This is a genomic window from Microcoleus sp. w2-18bC1 (genome assembly GCF_036700365.1).
Classification (GTDB): Bacteria; Cyanobacteriota; Cyanobacteriia; order Cyanobacteriales; family Microcoleaceae; genus Microcoleus.
Genome location: NZ_JAUBOS010000018.1, coordinates 37,564 through 53,879, shown reverse-complemented (window position 1 = coordinate 53,879; position 16,316 = coordinate 37,564). Strand labels below are relative to the sequence as shown.

14 protein-coding genes are annotated in these 16,316 nt (G+C 43.2%); 8 read left to right on the top strand and 6 right to left on the bottom strand.

The window, feature by feature from the left end; genetic code table 11:
- Positions 1–57 precede the first annotated feature (57 nt).
- The 3 genes from QT979_RS12660 to menA form a co-directional block, all read right to left on the bottom strand.
- Positions 58–1,092 carry an o-succinylbenzoate synthase gene (locus tag QT979_RS12660; protein ID WP_333310303.1) on the bottom strand — a complete coding sequence of 345 codons (1,035 nt, stop codon included), beginning with the start codon at positions 1,090–1,092 and terminating at the stop codon, positions 58–60.
- Positions 1,093–1,103: 11 nt separating this feature from the next.
- On the bottom strand, positions 1,104–1,904 hold the full coding sequence (menH, locus tag QT979_RS12655; protein WP_333310301.1) for a 2-succinyl-6-hydroxy-2,4-cyclohexadiene-1-carboxylate synthase: 801 nt from the start codon (positions 1,902–1,904) through the stop codon (positions 1,104–1,106).
- 133 nt (positions 1,905–2,037) lie between these two features.
- Entirely contained in the window at positions 2,038–2,934 is an 897-nt protein-coding gene (gene menA / locus QT979_RS12650) for a 2-carboxy-1,4-naphthoquinone phytyltransferase (RefSeq protein WP_333310299.1), read from the bottom strand.
- A gap of 427 nt (positions 2,935–3,361) precedes the next feature.
- Between menA and QT979_RS12645 the strand changes: the two genes are divergently transcribed.
- Positions 3,362–4,795, top strand: coding sequence for an isochorismate synthase (locus QT979_RS12645; protein ID WP_333163675.1), 1,434 nt, complete (start codon positions 3,362–3,364; stop codon positions 4,793–4,795).
- Between the two features lie 52 nt (positions 4,796–4,847).
- Here QT979_RS12645 and QT979_RS12640 read toward each other — a convergent pair whose 3' ends face one another.
- Positions 4,848–5,147 carry an antibiotic biosynthesis monooxygenase gene (locus QT979_RS12640; RefSeq protein ID WP_333310297.1) on the bottom strand — a complete coding sequence of 100 codons (300 nt, stop codon included), beginning with the start codon at positions 5,145–5,147 and terminating at the stop codon, positions 4,848–4,850.
- Between the two features lie 73 nt (positions 5,148–5,220).
- Between QT979_RS12640 and menD the strand changes: the two genes are divergently transcribed.
- A complete protein-coding gene (gene menD / locus QT979_RS12635) occupies positions 5,221–7,158 on the top strand; it encodes a 2-succinyl-5-enolpyruvyl-6-hydroxy-3-cyclohexene-1-carboxylic-acid synthase (protein WP_333310295.1) in 1,938 nt (645 codons plus the stop codon).
- Positions 7,159–7,202: 44 nt separating this feature from the next.
- On the opposite strand, the gene grxC is transcribed toward menD, so the two are convergent.
- Positions 7,203–7,517 carry a glutaredoxin 3 gene (gene grxC / locus QT979_RS12630; RefSeq protein WP_333048639.1) on the bottom strand — a complete coding sequence of 105 codons (315 nt, stop codon included), beginning with the start codon at positions 7,515–7,517 and terminating at the stop codon, positions 7,203–7,205.
- Between the two features lie 251 nt (positions 7,518–7,768).
- On the opposite strand from grxC, the gene QT979_RS12625 reads away from it, so the two are divergent.
- Entirely contained in the window at positions 7,769–7,984 is a 216-nt protein-coding gene (locus tag QT979_RS12625) for a hypothetical protein (RefSeq protein WP_172188518.1), read from the top strand.
- 173 nt (positions 7,985–8,157) lie between these two features.
- On the opposite strand, the gene QT979_RS12620 is transcribed toward QT979_RS12625, so the two are convergent.
- Complete coding sequence (locus QT979_RS12620; protein ID WP_333310293.1) at positions 8,158–9,024, bottom strand: WYL domain-containing protein; 867 nt, start codon at positions 9,022–9,024, stop codon at positions 8,158–8,160.
- A 97-nt stretch (positions 9,025–9,121) separates the two neighbouring features.
- Between QT979_RS12620 and cas3 the strand changes: the two genes are divergently transcribed.
- The 5 genes from cas3 to cas10d all read left to right on the top strand — a co-directional run bounded on the left by cas3 (position 9,122) and on the right by cas10d (position 16,267).
- Positions 9,122–11,314 carry a type I-D CRISPR-associated helicase Cas3' gene (gene cas3, locus QT979_RS12615; RefSeq protein ID WP_333310291.1) on the top strand — a complete coding sequence of 731 codons (2,193 nt, stop codon included), beginning with the start codon at positions 9,122–9,124 and terminating at the stop codon, positions 11,312–11,314.
- Between the two features lie 249 nt (positions 11,315–11,563).
- Positions 11,564–11,851, top strand: coding sequence for a hypothetical protein (locus tag QT979_RS12610; RefSeq protein ID WP_333310289.1), 288 nt, complete (start codon positions 11,564–11,566; stop codon positions 11,849–11,851).
- 34 nt (positions 11,852–11,885) lie between these two features.
- Positions 11,886–12,335 carry a type VII toxin-antitoxin system MntA family adenylyltransferase antitoxin gene (mntA, locus tag QT979_RS12605; protein WP_333310287.1) on the top strand — a complete coding sequence of 150 codons (450 nt, stop codon included), beginning with the start codon at positions 11,886–11,888 and terminating at the stop codon, positions 12,333–12,335.
- Positions 12,332–12,763, top strand: a complete 432-nt coding sequence (gene hepT / locus QT979_RS12600; RefSeq protein ID WP_333310286.1) for a type VII toxin-antitoxin system HepT family RNase toxin — start codon at positions 12,332–12,334, stop codon at positions 12,761–12,763. Before mntA ends, hepT begins: the two co-directional genes overlap by 4 nt.
- A 3-nt stretch (positions 12,764–12,766) precedes the next feature.
- Positions 12,767–16,267, top strand: a complete 3,501-nt coding sequence (gene cas10d / locus QT979_RS12595; RefSeq protein WP_333310284.1) for a type I-D CRISPR-associated protein Cas10d/Csc3 — start codon at positions 12,767–12,769, stop codon at positions 16,265–16,267.
- The last annotated feature ends 49 nt before the right edge of the window (positions 16,268–16,316 follow it).

The following is a 16,316-nucleotide window of genomic DNA, read 5'->3' as shown; positions in this document are numbered from 1 at the left end:
CTCGATTCAAAACAATTACCTCACCCGCTTGCTTTAGTCGTGGGAGTAATCTAAAATCTAAAATCTAAAATCCAAAATCGAATTATTATCGTCGAACCAGCAATCGGTGCCGAAGCCCAGTGCTCTCTTATTTAAAGACAATTGTTTGGCTAAATTTAAGGCTGCCTGTCTGCCGATTTCGGTTTCAAATACTGATGAGAAAACAGCGTCTATATTGTGAGTTTGACAAAATTTTCGCAGTTGGGATGGGGAACCAGCAATCGCCGGTTTAATGACGAAAATGCCCCGCCAGCCTTGGCTGTAGCACTCTTGGATGCGATCGAGGTTGGCAGCAGATTCATCAAGGGCGATCGGAGTTGCATAAATAGCATTCAATTCTACCATTTCCTGAAACTGTGTTACAGGCAGTGGCTGTTCCAAAAATTCAATGCTTGCGGAAAAGTCGGGAGTTGCATTTACCTTGTCGCAAGCTTCCAACCATGTTTTAGCCTGCCAGTAACTGAGTCCCCCGTTGGCATCTAACCGCAAAAATGCTTTTTCGCGATCGCACAAATTGTGAATTGCTTCGATTAGCTGCTGGAAAATCTTTAATTCTTCCTCAATTGCAGCAACACCAATTTTCCATTTAAATGTCCGATATCCCTCTAACCAAAGCACTTGCAAAGCCTGCAAAGCTGTTTCACCTGCGGGCAATAAACCGCTGTACTGATTTGGCATTTTATCCCCCTTTTGGGAAAGGTAAGTTAAATTTTCGCTTTTCTCCCCCCCTTGGCAAGGGGGGGCTGGGGGGGGTGAATTTTGCTCGCTTAGTGCTGACTCAAAGCCAAATTGACAAGCCGGCAATTCAGCGGAAATAGCAAAAATCATCTCTGATGAAATATTACCTGACAACTGCTGACAAAAATCTAAAGCTTGCTCAAAACTTTCGGAACCAAACCAACTCAAAGGGGCAATTTCTCCCCACCCAATTTGATTGTTTTCGTCCACAAGTCGCAGGATAATTCCTTCGCGAATATCCCAAATGCGGTGACTTGTTTGCAGTGGACGCTTAAATTTTCGCTGATAAGTGCGAAACTCGAATTGATGAAGCATTAGTTTTTTAGTTAATCATAAAATTCTCTCACAACTGATCCAAAATTATCAATATTTTCAAAATGGATATTGTGGCCAGCTTTTGGTACAATTTCCAGAGTAGCTGCCGGACACAAGCTGGCCATTTCGGTATTTATAGTTGTAAATTTATCATCGTATTCTCCAGCTAGCAAGAGGATGGGCATTTGATTTTGTGCCAGTTTTTCCCAGAGAGAGGGCTGGTTGCCGGTTCCCATATTGCGGAGAGATTTGGCTAATTCTAAGGGATTGTTTGCTAAGCGGGTTTCTATGAGTTTGTCGAAATTAGGAGAATTTTTTAAAGATTTGAATAAAGGGCGATCGTACCAGTTTAATAAAAAATCTTTAATGTTGCTATTCTCCAGCTTTTGTGCTAGCTGTAAATCGGATTCTAGGCGGTGCGATCGCTCTTTTTCTGTTTTCAATCCCGGAGAAGCTGACTCTAACACTACTTTCTTGAATCTTTCTGGAAAATGTAATGTCATGTAAAGTGCCAATCGGCCGCCCATTGAATAGCCCAACAACAAACATTTGTCTATTTGTAGATCATCTAATAACTCGATTAATGCTTGGGCAGTATTTGACATATTGTAGCAACTTTCGTCACCGTTGACTTGGGTTTTTCCGTGGCCGGGAAGGTCAACTGCTAAGCAGCAATAACTGTTAGGAAGTAAGGGAATGACGCTGCTAAAGTCTTGACTGCTGCCCGTGAATCCATGCAAAAATAAAAGTTTCGGCTGATTCTTGTTGCCAGTTAAGGAATAGTGAAAGTTATAATTATTAAATTTTTCCATATATAATTATACGATTCAATATGAGGTATGGATTGCTAAATTAAAGAAAATTTTGAGAAGTCACCCAACTCCACCAACTCCCTCAACTTAGCAAACCATACCTCCATTTTACCGAAATTCTCGATCGCCCGATCTACAAAGCAAACCCCAACGCCAGCAGCAATCCGCTCGAAAAATGCAGCGTAACTGCGATAAACTTAGAGTTGCTGACCTTTCCCGGTTGGTCATGATAGCCTGTGACATGGCGGCAAAGGTCGATCGCAAATGGCAAACTCCCAAAAATCAACAGCGTCCAAATTTGGAACATTCCCACAGCCACAAATAGCACAGTCAAAGCATAAACGCTGCCGCACAACCACTGCAACAACTGGGCACCTTTCTTTGTACCGAGTCGCACAATTGGCGATTTTTTACCCGCCGCCAAATCATCCGCAATTTGATGAAAGTGGGAACAAAATAAGATGATACTCGTAGTAATTCCCACGATTACCGAAGCCGCAAAATTAGTTGCAGACCAAGTTTGAGTCTGACTGTAATAAGCAGCGGCCAAGGCTAGCGGCCCAAAAGTGAAAAAGCAGATTATTTCCCCTAAACCCTGATAGCCAAGACGAAACGGAGGCCCTTGGTAAGTGTAGCCGAGAGCACAGCATAAAACTACTAGCAAAATAACTGTTGGGTCTTTTTGCCACCAGCTTATGGCGCAGATTCCAGACACTCCGACTGCTAAAAACAGATTGGCTAGCCCGAAAATTAAAGCTTTATTTCCGGTTAAGTTAACTAGGGAATGCGCTTTGTTTTTATCGATTCCTGTTTCTGAGTCAAATACATCATTGCTGAGATTCAGCCATGCTATAATCAAAATGGCTGACATTAAAAATGTCGAAAAAATTGACGAATTAATCGTTTGAGTTTCGGCAAAAGCAATGGCTGTTCCTACTGACATAGGAATCACCGCAACGCTGTACATAGGCGGCTTGATTGCCGCCAGCCACAATTTACTATTTGAACGTTCAATTAACTTTGTTGTCATTACACAAACTTGATTCAATTGATAGCAGCGTAGTAATTTTACAATTTTATTGGTGAAGAAAGTCTACTCTGTATTGGGTTGAGTGCGTGGGGGGCATCCCTTGAGAGGCTTTGCGGGCGATCGCACGCCCGGTAATGCCCGTCTGCAAACCTCTGCGGGGTCGATCGCATGAGAGTAGAGATTGAGTCGCTCAATCTTAAAGTTTTATGTCTAAATGTTTCGATTGATCGCGCGTTGGCGAAGTCCGCCCCTACGGGGGCTACGCCAACGAAGAAGATCATCTGTTTTTTGCCCCCCGCTGAGCCCAAACTTTCCGGGAAACTCGAAAGGTCATGTTTTGCGATCGCCCTCCCGTGCTTAGATCGAAATAGGGGTTCTAGCGGGACAAAACCGCACTCTTTCTGACAAATCTGCTATTCTCGCTTTCATGACAGTAATACCGCACCGCGCTAATCTTTTACAAGACCGCAATCAACTGCATCAGTTTCTGTTAGATTGCCAGCAGTCTTTAACCGAAAAAGATCAAACCAAGATAGTTAGTATTTCTCAGGAGATTGCCCCCGTCGATCCGCTAGTTGTACTTCAAGAGATTTCCGAACCTTGCCAGCGGCACTTTTACTTTGAAAAAAGAGACCCGATTTCAGGCAATAGTTTTGCGATCGCCGCCCTAGATTCGGCAATCCATCTAACAGTAGCCGGAAGCGATCGATTTGCCCTTGCTCAAAATTTTATTCAATCTTGTCTTGCCAAAACAATTACCATCGGTACAGAACGCTTGCCATTCAGCGGGCCGCACTTTTTTTGTAGCTTTGCTTTTTTTGATGAGAATGTCGCCACCAATTCTTACTTCCCCCCTGGTACCGTATTTTTACCAAAATGGCAGATTACTCGCCTGAAAGATAGCTGCACACTTGTTGCCAATGCAATCATAAACCGAGATATAAATGTTAAAATCATCACTGATAATATTTGGCAAAGTTTTGATAAAATTTCGTCTTCACCTTACAAAAAAATTAATTCGATTAGAAACAGCTCGATATTTTTCAAACAAATTCCTGTGAATGATGCCACTCAATTTAAAAAATCCGTCAAGTCAGCTTTAGACTTGATCCACTCTCAATATTTTAGTAAGATTGTTTTATCCCAAGCAATAAATGTCATTTCCAAAACCCCTTTTAGTTTAATAGATTCATTAAATAACTTGCGCCTTACTTATCCCGGTTGCTACGTATTTTCCACCAGTAACGGCAAAGGTCAAAATTTTATCGGGGCCAGTCCAGAACGCTTAATCAGCATTCACAAAAATGAGTTAGTAACAGATGCCTTAGCAGGTTCGGCACCCAGGGGAAAAAATGAAGCGGAAGATGCGAATTTAGGCAAAGGTTTACTCAACAGCGAAAAGGATATTCGAGAACATCGAGTTGTAATTGATTTTATAGTCGATCGCCTATCGAGTCTCGGTATCAATCCCGACTTTTCTCCACTACCGAGACTGCTGCAACTGTCAAACATTCAGCATTTGTGGACACCCATAAGGGCTAGAATTCCCCGTGATATTCATTTATTAAAGATTTTAGCTCAACTGCATCCAACCCCAGCGGTGGCGGGCGTACCGCGAGATATTGCGCTACAGCAAATTCGCGGCTGCGAAAGCTGCGATCGCTCTTTGTACGCAGCACCCCTCGGCTGGATCGATCGCACCGGCAACGGCGAATTTGCCGTCGGCATTCGATCGGCTTTAATCGATGGCGATCGGGCTATACTTTATGCTGGTGCCGGTATTGTGGCGGGTTCCGAACCTGAGAAAGAACTAGCAGAAATTCAGCTCAAATTGCAGGCACTTTTAAATGCTTTAGTTTAATTCAGCTAATTTGCAGAATCTAGAGTGGTCGGGCTAATTGATTGAGTCTGTGTTAATGTTTAATTTTCACTTCCTCAAAATGTTCTACTATGGGAAAAGGAGCGTAAAAATGGTGAAGCATTCTTTTCCACTCTTGATATTCAGCGGATTTCCTAAATCTAATTGTATGAGCTTCTAAATTTTCCCACCTAACCAATAATAGATATTTTCCTTGAACTTCTGTGCAGCGATGAAGTTCGTGAGATAAATATCCATCTATAGACGCTATCAGACTGGAGGCTTCTCTAAAAGCTATCTCAAAATCACCCTCACAGCCAGATTTGACATTAATCACAACCGCCTCAAGAATCATAAAAATGTATCCTGACAATTATTTGGGTATAATATCGTAGCACAATACAGAGTTGAGCTACTCAGATTTAGCAATGCCAATAGATTTTCGCAACACAAATACCGTCTGGGCTTCCGTATTAGCAGAGACATTGCAACGACTGGGATTAACTACAGCCGTGATTTGTCCAGGTTCGCGATCGGCACCGCTAACAATAGCCTTTGCCCTGAACAAAAAAATAGAAACTATTCCCATACTCGACGAACGTTCAGCCAGCTTTTTTGCATTAGGAATTGCCAAAAAATCCTATTTGTCAACCGCACTAATTTGCACATCTGGAACCGCCGCAGCCAACTTTTATCCTGCAATAATAGAAGCGAGAGAAAGTCGAATTCCGCTGCTAATATTCACCGCCGATCGACCTCCAGAACTGCGGGACTGTCACGCCGGACAAGCGATCGACCAAGTTAAAATATACAGCAATTATCCGAACTGGCAAGCCGAATTAGCGGTACCTTCTGCGTCCAGAGGAATGCTAGACTATCTGCGGCAGACGATCGTGTATGCTTGGGAGCGATCGCACTTTCCAACTCCCGGCCCCGTCCACCTCAACATCCCCTTTCGCGACCCACTTGTACCCGTTCCAGACATAGCTGTAGAAGCTTTAGAAACACAATTCAATCCCGAAGATTTTTTTGCAGGATTAGAATCCATTTTCGCGGGAGAAAGCTCTACCCCCCCCAGCCCCCCCTTGTTAAGGGGGGGAGAAGAAAGTACCATGCAACAATGGCAGCGAAGCAATAAAGGGATTATTATTGCCGGCGTTGCACAGCCCCAATTTGCCGAAAAATACTGTAGTGCGATCGCCCAAATTTCCAAATCCTTAAACTGGCCAGTTTTAGCAGAAGGATTATCCCCAGTCAGAAACTACGCCCAACTAAACCCCCATCTAATTTCCACCTACGATTTAATCCTGCGAAACCGCGAACTAGCAAATAAATTAACCCCAGAAATAGCCATTCAAATCGGAGACTTACCCACAAGCAAAGAACTGCGAAACTGGCTAGACAAAACCCAACCAAAACGCTACATAATCGACCCCAGCCACCACAACTTCGATCCGCTACACGGCAAAACAATTCACCTGCGAACCTCCCCTGAAAATCTCGCAACTATATTAACTCTTGTCCCCCCCCTTATTAAGGGGGGGCTAGGGGGGGATAGAGCCCCTGCTACCACTGCTATTTCCCCTCAAATCCCCCCCCTAAACAAGGACGAATCAACTCAAGTCCCCCCCCTTAGCAAGGAGGAATCAACTCAAGTCCCCCCCCTTAACAAGGGGGGGTTAGGGGGGGTTCTAACCTCTCCCTCAAACGAATACCTCCAACTTTGGCGCAACACCGAAATCCAAGTCAGACAAACAATAGACCAAAAACTATCCACAATTAACAACATAATCGAGCCCAAAGTTTCCTGGCTGCTTTCCCAAATTTTGCCGCCTGGAACACCGATATTTATTGCCAACAGTATGCCCGTCAGAGATGTAGAGTTTTTCTGGAAGCCAAACAACTTAGAAATAAAAACTTTTGTCAATCGCGGAGCTAACGGCATAGACGGCACATTATCAACAGCATTGGGAGTTGCTCACCACAATCAAAGCAGCATCATGCTAACAGGCGATTTAACACTTTTGCACGATACAAACGGTTTTTTAATTAAAAATAAATTTGTCGGTCATCTGACAATCATATTAATTAATAACAACGGTGGCGGAATTTTTGAAATGTTGCCCGTTGCCAAATTTGACCCGCCCTTTGAAGAGTTTTTTGCCACCCCGCAGCATATCAACTTTGCTCAGTTGTGTGCAACTTATGGCGTGGAACACGAGCTAATTGAGGATTGGGAACAGTTCAAACAAAAATTAAGTTTTTTGCCAAATAGCGGGATTCGCGTCTTAGAAGTGCAAACAGACAGGCGATCGGATGCTAAATGGCGGCAAGATAATCTAAGTAAATTTGCCAAAAATTTGTAAATTTGTAGGTTGAGCAGGTGGAACGAAACCCAACCTACATTAATTTAAACTGCTGGTTGAGCTAGCAGCGAATCTAACTCTCCTTCTGCATCGAGTTTGTGAATATCATCGCAGCCGCCTACGTGTTGGTTATTAATGAAAATTTGGGGTACGCTGCGGCGTCCGTTAGCGCGATCGGCCATTGCTTTTCTAGCGGCTTCGTCGCCATCAATTTTGTATTCCGTGAAATTTACGCCTTTCCACCACAACAAAGTTTTGGCGCGGATGCAGTAGGGACAGGTTTGCCAAGTATAGATTTCCACATTGGCTTTGATGCGATCGGGCTTGCGGCCCAAGATGGGATTGAGAAAATCAAGCATTTTTAGTACGGGGGTAAGGGTGGAACTCATTTAGAAATCATACCCAATGTATAAATTCCGCTGGTATGGGCGCATCTGCCAGAGGTGGGTTTTAAGCTGTCGGGCGATCGCCATGTGACCGAAATCACAACTTTACTCTATTCGGATCACTTGCTTTCACCCCTGACAATCACCTTCGCGGCCTCATTAATATCACCGATCTTTTGAGGAAACCAGAAGATGATAAATATATCGAATTCAACCGCACTGCCATGCACCCCGTACAACTCCTCCCCGGCGCTATCTCTGAAATCCTCGCTTCTGTAACGGATACAGGCGTTTTGACTCTGGCGGATCGCTACGGTTTGATGGCCGCCACCTTCGACGACTCTCTGAATGACGAAGACAGAGGCTGTGTCAACCGCTTGCTGCGGGCGGTGCTCAGAGGCCGAGTCCAAGTAGTCAACGAACTTTCAGCAGCATTCTAATCGGGATTTGAAGTTTTGTTCTGAAGGCAAGGTGAGTCAGCGGTAGATGAAAATAGTGGAAACTCAGGCAGGAGTTGAAACAGCGGTAATTTGAATTCGATTTAAAGTTTTCTCCTCTAACTCAACAACGGTTTTTTTGTCAAAGCAGCCTTTACCGGCTGCTTTTTTTTGATCTAATCGCGGATTTCGAGGTTGTACTGGCGGCAGAGGTCGATCAGTTTTTGTTGGAAGCGATCGCGCACTGACTCTGGGGCAACAATCGCGCAATCTTCCCAGTAAGGAGAGATTTCGCGAAAAAACCAGAAGGTATTTGAGATATTCCGAATCACTCGCTTGATAGGCGGATCGCCTTCTGGTTCGCTGACTTCCTCATCTTCCTGCTTGCGTCTGTAGTTAAAGGCAAGTCTGCCGGATAAATGAAATTCTACGGGAATCCGCGCTAAATTTGGCAGCCAAGGTCGATCAACCGAAATCACCGCAGCATCTTCAATGCGATCGAGCAGCAGCGTCCAGTTGTGTTCGAGTCCCGGTACGTCTTGATTACCTTCCGATTCTTCGCAGCGACACATTAAATACTGTCGCTTTTCTATGGGGACAATGCGAGCGTGCAAGATGGTGTAATGCCAAAGGCGATCGGTTGCATCCCGGTAAGACAGGCGGAAGGGTTGCTGTCTGTGAATAAAATTGTCGATTTTTTGCCGCCAAGTAGGTAAGGGGTTGCTCAAAAACTGATCGATTTCAGCCCGGAAAGGGAGAGTCAGTTCGCTACGATCGCTCAACAATTGGGCAATTGCCAGCGCTTCATCAATTTTACCCAAGTCAAGCAATTGCTGTCGGGCGAGGTCTAGGGCTTGGATGCGGGTTTGGGGCCAGTCGTGGTTGGGGGCGATCGTCAGTTGGCGGCGGGCGATCGCTTCTATCAGTTTGGATATGTTCGGGCGATCGCCCCACGTCTTCCCGAATTCTTGGGCTAAGGCTTCCAACTGGGCTTTATCTCGTTCAGAAACCGATAGGGTGATCGATTGACCTTTGCGACTCATAAATATACGGACACTTTCTCATTGTACAGGCTTGATTATCTCTATTGTCGGTGTCAATATGGGGGATATCAACTTTCTACGGACACACTTTCAGCATATGTCCGACTACCAAATTACTCTCAAATCCGTTTACTCCTGTCCCGCTGCGGAGATTCCCCAGGGAGTCAAATTACCGGAAGGTTGGACACTTTCTTGGCATCAACTCGAAACTTTGAAAGCAATTCGCGATCCAAATATTGATGTCATTATCAATACCGCGATGACCGGCGACGGTAAAAGCTTGGCGGCTTATCTAGAAACACTTCTCCAAGGAATACTCCAAGGGTATTACAATGTCATTGGACTGTACCCAACAAATGAACTAGCTCGCGACCAAGAAATCCAAATTAAGCAATACATTGAGTTGTTTAAACTCGTTGATGAATTGCGAGTTTCGAGACTGAGTGGCCCGGAGTTAGAAATTTACGCCGAAAGTGAAAACATCAAAAAGTGGGAAGCGATCGCCACTCGCACTCAGCAATCTGAAATAATTCTTACCAATCCTGACATTTTTCACTACCTCCACCGCCACGCTTATTTAACTCCCAAAGATAGTCCGAATAAGCTGTGGAGTCCGATCGATACTAGATTCGAGTTATTCATTGTTGATGAATTTCACGTTTGCACGGCTCCGCAAACTGCCAGCATTATCAACACGATGCTGTTGATTAAGCACACCAACCGCCGCAAAAAGTATCTATTTCTGTCAGCAACACCAGACGAACAATTAATTCACCTTTTACAGAAAGCTGGTTTTCAACCGAAGATCGTTGATCCGCTGACAGAGAACAAATATCGGTTTCCAGATACAGCAAGCCAAAAAATTGAATTACAAGCAGAGGGATGGCGGCAAGTATCGCGAGCAATTTCTTTAACTTTCATTTCTCTGGAACCTACCTATCAAGCTACCGAAACTTGGCTTTGGGAAAATCGCAATTTAATCGAAGATTATTTTCGGCAGCATCCGGGTAGTAAAGGAGCGATTATTCTCAATTCAATTGCAGCCGTCAAGCGTCTAACTCCCAGATTTAAGGAATTCTTGCATACTCTCAGAGTTGAGGAAAACACCAGTTTGACGGGGAAAGGAGATAAAGAGCGATCGCTCGAAGCAGACTTAGTTTTGGGAACTAGCACCATTGATGTCGGCGTTGACTTCAAAATAAATTTCTTAATTTTTGAATCTGCCGATGCAGGCAGTTTCATTCAGCGGTTGGGACGGCTGGGACGCCATGAGAGTCACGAAAAAGATGGTAAAAAGATAGCATTTAATCAGTTTACAGCTTATGCTCTCACACCTAACTTTTTAGTAGCAAGACTATTTGAAGACAAGGATGCACCGCTAGTAGCAGATGGTATTTACGATCGTCCTAACTTCCACGCTCAAATCCGCGATAACTACCGCAAAATCAATGATTTCCGAGGCTATTACAAACGGTGGGCCGGGGTGCAGTCAGTTTTGCTCAGCAGCAGTCAAGGATTAGCTCACGAAACCATCAAACGGGAATTTGCAGAAAGTCATAAAGCATTTAAGAAAGATTGCGAACAAGTCTTTGACACCAGTTTGGGAAGGGTGAGAGGTTGCGTCAAGAAATGGACAATAGAATGGCAGGAGTTATCGAAACAAAAAACAGGAAATCCCATTGCCGAAGATGCTTGCAGTTTTCGAGGTTCTAGTTCTCTTCAGTGTGGTTTGTACGACCTCACCGAGCGAAACGAAGCAGACCGATTTAAGACCTACGATTTGCCGGGAATCTTGAGCAATTTGGAAATTGAACCTATGACAGAAGTGGCTTATATGCGACTGCTCCAAGAGACAGCAGAAAAGACAGGTCAACCCATCCCTAAAGGACGTTTTGAACGTTGTTTAGCCTTTATGAAATTGCAAACTTATCGAGAGGAGCGAATCAATTGGAAATTTATCTATCCCCGAGATTTGGGCGAAGTTGCAGATACTTGGAAAGTTCAAGTTTTGTTAGGTATTCAAGTTTTGCAGCCGGGAAATCGCTGGATTAATGAAATTAACAAGCGGCTTAAATTGCGTGGTTTGGTGAGTTACGTCATCCGCTATCCGGTTCAGGAAGCTAAAAAACGGCTGCAATTGCCCATGCACTTTCAAATTTATCCAATTGACGAGTCTGGTAGGCACGAACCCGGAGCACCTTACTCGGTGGCCTTCGGTCAATCGGCCCTGCTTTTGGATACTCTCGCCTATCGGCTTAAGAGTAAGGGGGGTGAAACGTGGATTTGTTGAAAGCTCAAGCCCTGATAGGGATTTGGCATCGTGCCGAAACCGATGCTGGGAAAGGAGGCAACCACCACTAGGAAATGGGTGAAGTTTCAATCCCTGATAGGTATTTATACTCTTGAGCAGAGTCAAGAAGTATTACTTTCCCAGGTGGAGTATAGCAGAAAGTGTAGAAGATAGTTTGATATGGTCTTCACTCATTTAATAGGGTGTAGTAGAATGACAGATGTTGCCCTACGACAGAGAGATGTCCCTATGTCCTCCCAGAAGATCGACCCCGACCAACTGCACCATTTGCTTTGCGGTCTAACACAAGACCTGAGCGAATTCCTGCGCCTATGTACTTCAATCTTACATAAATGTCAAAAACTTGTAACAATTCTTTACGAGCAGCAAAGTCAGATTCAGTGTTCTGAGGCTGAAAACATTTATCTCACAAGGATTAACAGCGATATGACAGACAAAATTTCTGAATTGGAATGTCAAGTAAATCCTTTTTCTCAGGAGGGAGATGCTATTTGCAATTCAAGATTTATTGAATAACATCCTGTCGATACTAACCAAGGACTAAATTGCCATGAAAAATCAAGCATTGATAGATTTAGAAATACTTACTTCCCAACTTCCGAATAAAATTCCTTACCTCAAAATGTTAGTTTTGTTTGGCTCTAGAGCAACAGGCCAAACTCATGCTAAAAGTGACTGGGATTTTGCCACACTCTATGATGAAGAGAAACGGAAAGCTTGCATTGGAGAGCGTGCTTTTGCTTGGTTTGAGGTTCCTCAAAAACTCGGTGATTTTTTTGAAATCAACAGTGATGAAATTGATGTTGTTGAGTTAAACAGATGCTCCTCACTTATTGCTCATTTTGTCGCTCGTGATGGCAAGGTTTTGTATGAAAGCGAACCGGGAGAATTTGAAAAATTCAAACAAAAGGCTTTGATGAGCGATTCAGAACTGAAGCAAACAGAGTGGGAGCTTCGGAATAAAATTGAGTTGTTTTTGAAGAAATGGGATGTAGTATGAGTATTGAGCCTACAGTTGTTTTAAGCAGATTGGAGTTTATTGGTAATTATCTTCTAGAATTAAGGCGCTTTCGAGGAATGAGTTTAGAAAATTACTTGAGTAGTTTTGACCATAAAACAATTTCGGAGCGAATTATGGAATTAATTGCTCAAGCTGCGATCGATATCAACGAGCATATCCTAAGTCGCGACCAAAATATTCAGCCTCTCTCCAATAAAGACTCTTTTGTCAAGGCTGGACAATATGGAATTATCACCACTGAACTTGCGACAGATTTAGCACTGTCAGCAGGACTCCGTAATATTTTAGCTCACAGATATTTGGAGATAAATTATGTAGAGCTATTCAATGGTATTCAAGCAGCATTAAATCAATATCCGAGCTATATCCAACAAATCACTGAATATCTTAATTCTAGGAGGAAGTAGAAAATGGCCAAGAAGAATAAACCAACCGAGTCAGAATTTATACAACTATCACTTTTTGACGCACCACAGAATTTGAATGTTGAACAGTTTGATGATTTGGAAGAGGATGATTTGGAAGAAGAAGACGATGATGATGATTTGGGGTTGAGTTTTGAAAGTACCGATCGCGATATTGAGCCGCCCCAACAAGAGTTAATTACCGTCAAGCTTTTGCGATCGGCAATCTTGGCTCAAAATCCCAATGACCCAATTATGGCTGATTTTGCCGAGTATGTTCTGCCAAATCTGCTGCGAGTGGCGATCGGCGTGACTGCTAAAGGCGGTAAATGGATCGAAGCACAAGAACAGGAACTCGCCGCAAAAGGCATAGTGATGAACAGGAGAAGTGCCTCCGATCAATCCCTCAATACTCATTTACTTAACGGACTTTTCCCGGCTAATTTAATCGAACAGCGCCTAGAAAAAATGAATACAACCATTAGGCGGGTGATTCGCGAACTGGAAAGACGGTTACTCGTTGCTGCTTTCATTCTCCACGACTTCGAGAAATTTGATTATGACAGATTTCCCCAGATGCCACAGAAATACAAAGATTTTCAGAAAAACAAGGAACATAAAATCCGTGAATTTTCAATCCCGGAACATCGAGAAATTATTGATGTCATCATTCACGACATCAATCTCGATCGCTTAATTAATCCCAACGATTTAGAAGCCTATCGCGAGTATCTTGATGATTTACTCTCCATTGCCTACAACGCTCAAACGCGGTGGGATACAAACTGGAATTTTTCTGAACGCAGCGGACTTCAGCCTAAACTTAAAGGAGATAAACTGGTCGAATTGGCTAAACTAGCTTGTCTAGCTGACCGTTTAGCATCCATTGTCAAACATCCTCAAGATGCTCTTAAACCGGGTTTAAATAATCTGATCGGTCAAGTCAGTGACAGACAACTGAAACTCTCATATCACAGTATTGCTGAAAATCGCGGCGTCCTCACCAATATTGTCAATAATGCCGTAATGAATGCCCATACTGAAATAAATTCAGAGGATATTCATTACTATGAGCCACTGCTGTATTTACCAACAGGTATCATTTATTTGACACACCGCAATGCACCTTCTGTGACAGTGGATAGCATACCCGATCGAGTTGTCACTCAAATCAAATCTCTCTGTGCCAAAGAACTAGAAGACAGACAAACAGGCTTTAGTCGAGATGGTAAAGGCATGAAATATGCCGATTACTACAATTTATTTTTCGACATCCCTGATTTGATGAAAGTTGCCTTAAGTGCAACGTTGAGGATTCTCAAAGATGGCAAAAAGCCTGTTTCTAAAGACCGCAGCGATAATCTAGTAAAATTTCAAAAACAGGAAATATTATCGGCTGATTATGACTTTCGATTTCACGATGATATTCGGATAGATCAACTTGCTGAATTTGGAGATTCAGTAGGTAGAAAAATTTGGGGAGATTGCGTTGCTAAAATGGAATCGGAACGCAAAAAGCGCGAAGTAAAACGTAAGGAAGAGCCAGAATTACCCAAACTACCAGCAATTGATTTGACTCCAGAAAAGTTAATTCATCAAGTTGCAGAGTTCTGGAACTTCTCAGAAAATCTACCAACTATCCGAGAAATTCAGCGGATTAATGAAAGCCTCAAAGAACACAAACTCAAAGGCAGTACGGGCGGTGTTCCTTACGAATGGTACTATTTGGCAGCCAAGTATATAGAACATCACCCTAGCATTGAGGATGTGCGTCCAGTTGGCGAGGAGTTAATTGCACATATTACAACTTTAATTCAGCCCATTTTATCCCAATACAATATTCCCGATGGTTGGGAAGATTTGCGGCTGTGGGTGACGCGAGTTGTGATGCTGGCAACAGCAGAAACAGAGCCAATATCAGGTCATATTTTCTTAGATGAGTTAAATCGTTATCAAGCTGCGAAAAAATCTGGACGGGGAAAACAGTTAATTTGTTCGATTTCTCACTCGGCTTATACCGTTACCGAACAAATGGAATCAGCCGTTTTATTCACGCCACAAGTTTATACTAATAAGCAAATGCTGGGAGGATCTAATGCTAAACGCAATATTTCCAGTATTGCTGGCATCGAAATGATGCTGCGGCAGATTTTAATGAGCCAAACTCAGGAAATTGGCGCGAGGTTTGAGGATGCAAAATACCGCTACCTCTACTTTTATCCCACTTATTACTGCACTCCTGAAACGAACGCCTTTTTGCATCAGGCTTACGATAATATTTTCCAAACTCGCTTCGATACGGGAGTTCGCAATCACTTTATTAGCAAGGAACTTCAGGCTAATTTTGAATTGAGCCGCTATCAAAGTGTAGATGTCTTTCATTTGGATGAAAGAGCGGAAGGTAAAAAGGACAAGACATTCAAGCTTGCTTATCCCGAAAATCAACCGCTGACCTTTTATTTTATGGCATTGCCACCTGAAAAGAAAGGGAAGGATAAAAAGCCAACTGATACAGAATCTTGGATTATGCCAGCTTGGTTAGCTTTTGCATTCCCGATGATTCTGGATGTCAAAACAGTGGTTTCGGAGTCGCCAATTCCGCCATTTAATGACGGTGCAGACTTTGAAGAAAGCGTATTTCTAGATAGCGCACCGCCAGCTTTTAGGGTTTTGACGAAGCGCGATCGCTTTCGTCTGGACTATATCTTAGAAGGATGGGAGGAAAACGGCAAAAAATACCCTGCACCTTTAAATGCTTTGACTTCTGCTTATGCAATTCATTTAGATGTGAATGCTAAGCAGGGAAAAGCTGGCTACGATGCCAATTGGGGAAAACTGAGCGAACTCGCCAAGGATTTTGAAACTAGCCCGCTTTATGTTTTTGCTTACTTAAATAATTGGGTTCGTAAGCAAAAAGTAGATGCACCGAGTTTGAGTAAAATCAAGCTTTATGTTCACTCATTTTACCCTTGTTTTGACCCATACGTTACTTATAAACCTGAATTGGAGGACTTAATTGTGGAAGCAGAATCACCCTTGAATCATCCGAAAAAACTTACCGAACTTTATCGCAAGTTCTACCGAGCTAAATCAAGTAAAGGAAAACCGACGAAATCGAATGCAATTCTCAAGCCAATTGATGAAGCGGCGGATGTGATTCTCAAAGCATATACGGAGGGAGGATTTAATTTAGTCGAAACTGTAGCTGCTAAAATTTTTAAACTGATGGAGCGAGTGCATAACTCGACCGCTGATGGACGTTGGGTGATTGCTAAACGGGATGAGGAACACGACGCAATTATGGACTTTGCAAATTACTTTGTTATTGAAGTATTTGAAAAGTCTTTCGCAGGCGATCGCGCTCGTTTAGCGGGTCGTCAACTCAACCTCATTCGAGATACTTGCGAGTTCCTTTATCGACTTGAAAGCGATAAGGAAAATCGTGCAAGGAAAAAGCTAGCGAGTGATAAAAATTTTGAAGATAATGATGCTGAAAATGATGACTAACTAGCTAGCTTTGCAACTCACCAGACTTAATGTACAAAACCTAACTGGA

Excerpts from the sequence above, each read along its gene's own strand:
- QT979_RS12660 (WP_333310303.1), bottom strand. The coding sequence starts at position 1,092 with ATGCTTCATCAATTCGAGTTTCGCACTTATCAGCGAAAATTTAAGCGT.
- menH (WP_333310301.1), bottom strand. The coding sequence starts at position 1,904 with ATGGAAAAATTTAATAATTATAACTTTCACTATTCCTTAACTGGCAAC.
- menA (WP_333310299.1), bottom strand. The coding sequence starts at position 2,934 with ATGACAACAAAGTTAATTGAACGTTCAAATAGTAAATTGTGGCTGGCG.
- QT979_RS12645 (WP_333163675.1), top strand. The coding sequence starts at position 3,362 with ATGACAGTAATACCGCACCGCGCTAATCTTTTACAAGACCGCAATCAA.
- QT979_RS12640 (WP_333310297.1), bottom strand. The coding sequence starts at position 5,147 with ATGATTCTTGAGGCGGTTGTGATTAATGTCAAATCTGGCTGTGAGGGT.
- menD (WP_333310295.1), top strand. The coding sequence starts at position 5,221 with ATGCCAATAGATTTTCGCAACACAAATACCGTCTGGGCTTCCGTATTA.
- grxC (WP_333048639.1), bottom strand. The coding sequence starts at position 7,517 with ATGCTTGATTTTCTCAATCCCATCTTGGGCCGCAAGCCCGATCGCATC.
- QT979_RS12625 (WP_172188518.1), top strand. The coding sequence starts at position 7,769 with ATGCACCCCGTACAACTCCTCCCCGGCGCTATCTCTGAAATCCTCGCT.
- QT979_RS12620 (WP_333310293.1), bottom strand. The coding sequence starts at position 9,024 with ATGAGTCGCAAAGGTCAATCGATCACCCTATCGGTTTCTGAACGAGAT.
- cas3 (WP_333310291.1), top strand. The coding sequence starts at position 9,122 with ATGTCCGACTACCAAATTACTCTCAAATCCGTTTACTCCTGTCCCGCT.
- QT979_RS12610 (WP_333310289.1), top strand. The coding sequence starts at position 11,564 with ATGTCCTCCCAGAAGATCGACCCCGACCAACTGCACCATTTGCTTTGC.
- mntA (WP_333310287.1), top strand. The coding sequence starts at position 11,886 with ATGAAAAATCAAGCATTGATAGATTTAGAAATACTTACTTCCCAACTT.
- hepT (WP_333310286.1), top strand. The coding sequence starts at position 12,332 with ATGAGTATTGAGCCTACAGTTGTTTTAAGCAGATTGGAGTTTATTGGT.
- cas10d (WP_333310284.1), top strand. The coding sequence starts at position 12,767 with ATGGCCAAGAAGAATAAACCAACCGAGTCAGAATTTATACAACTATCA.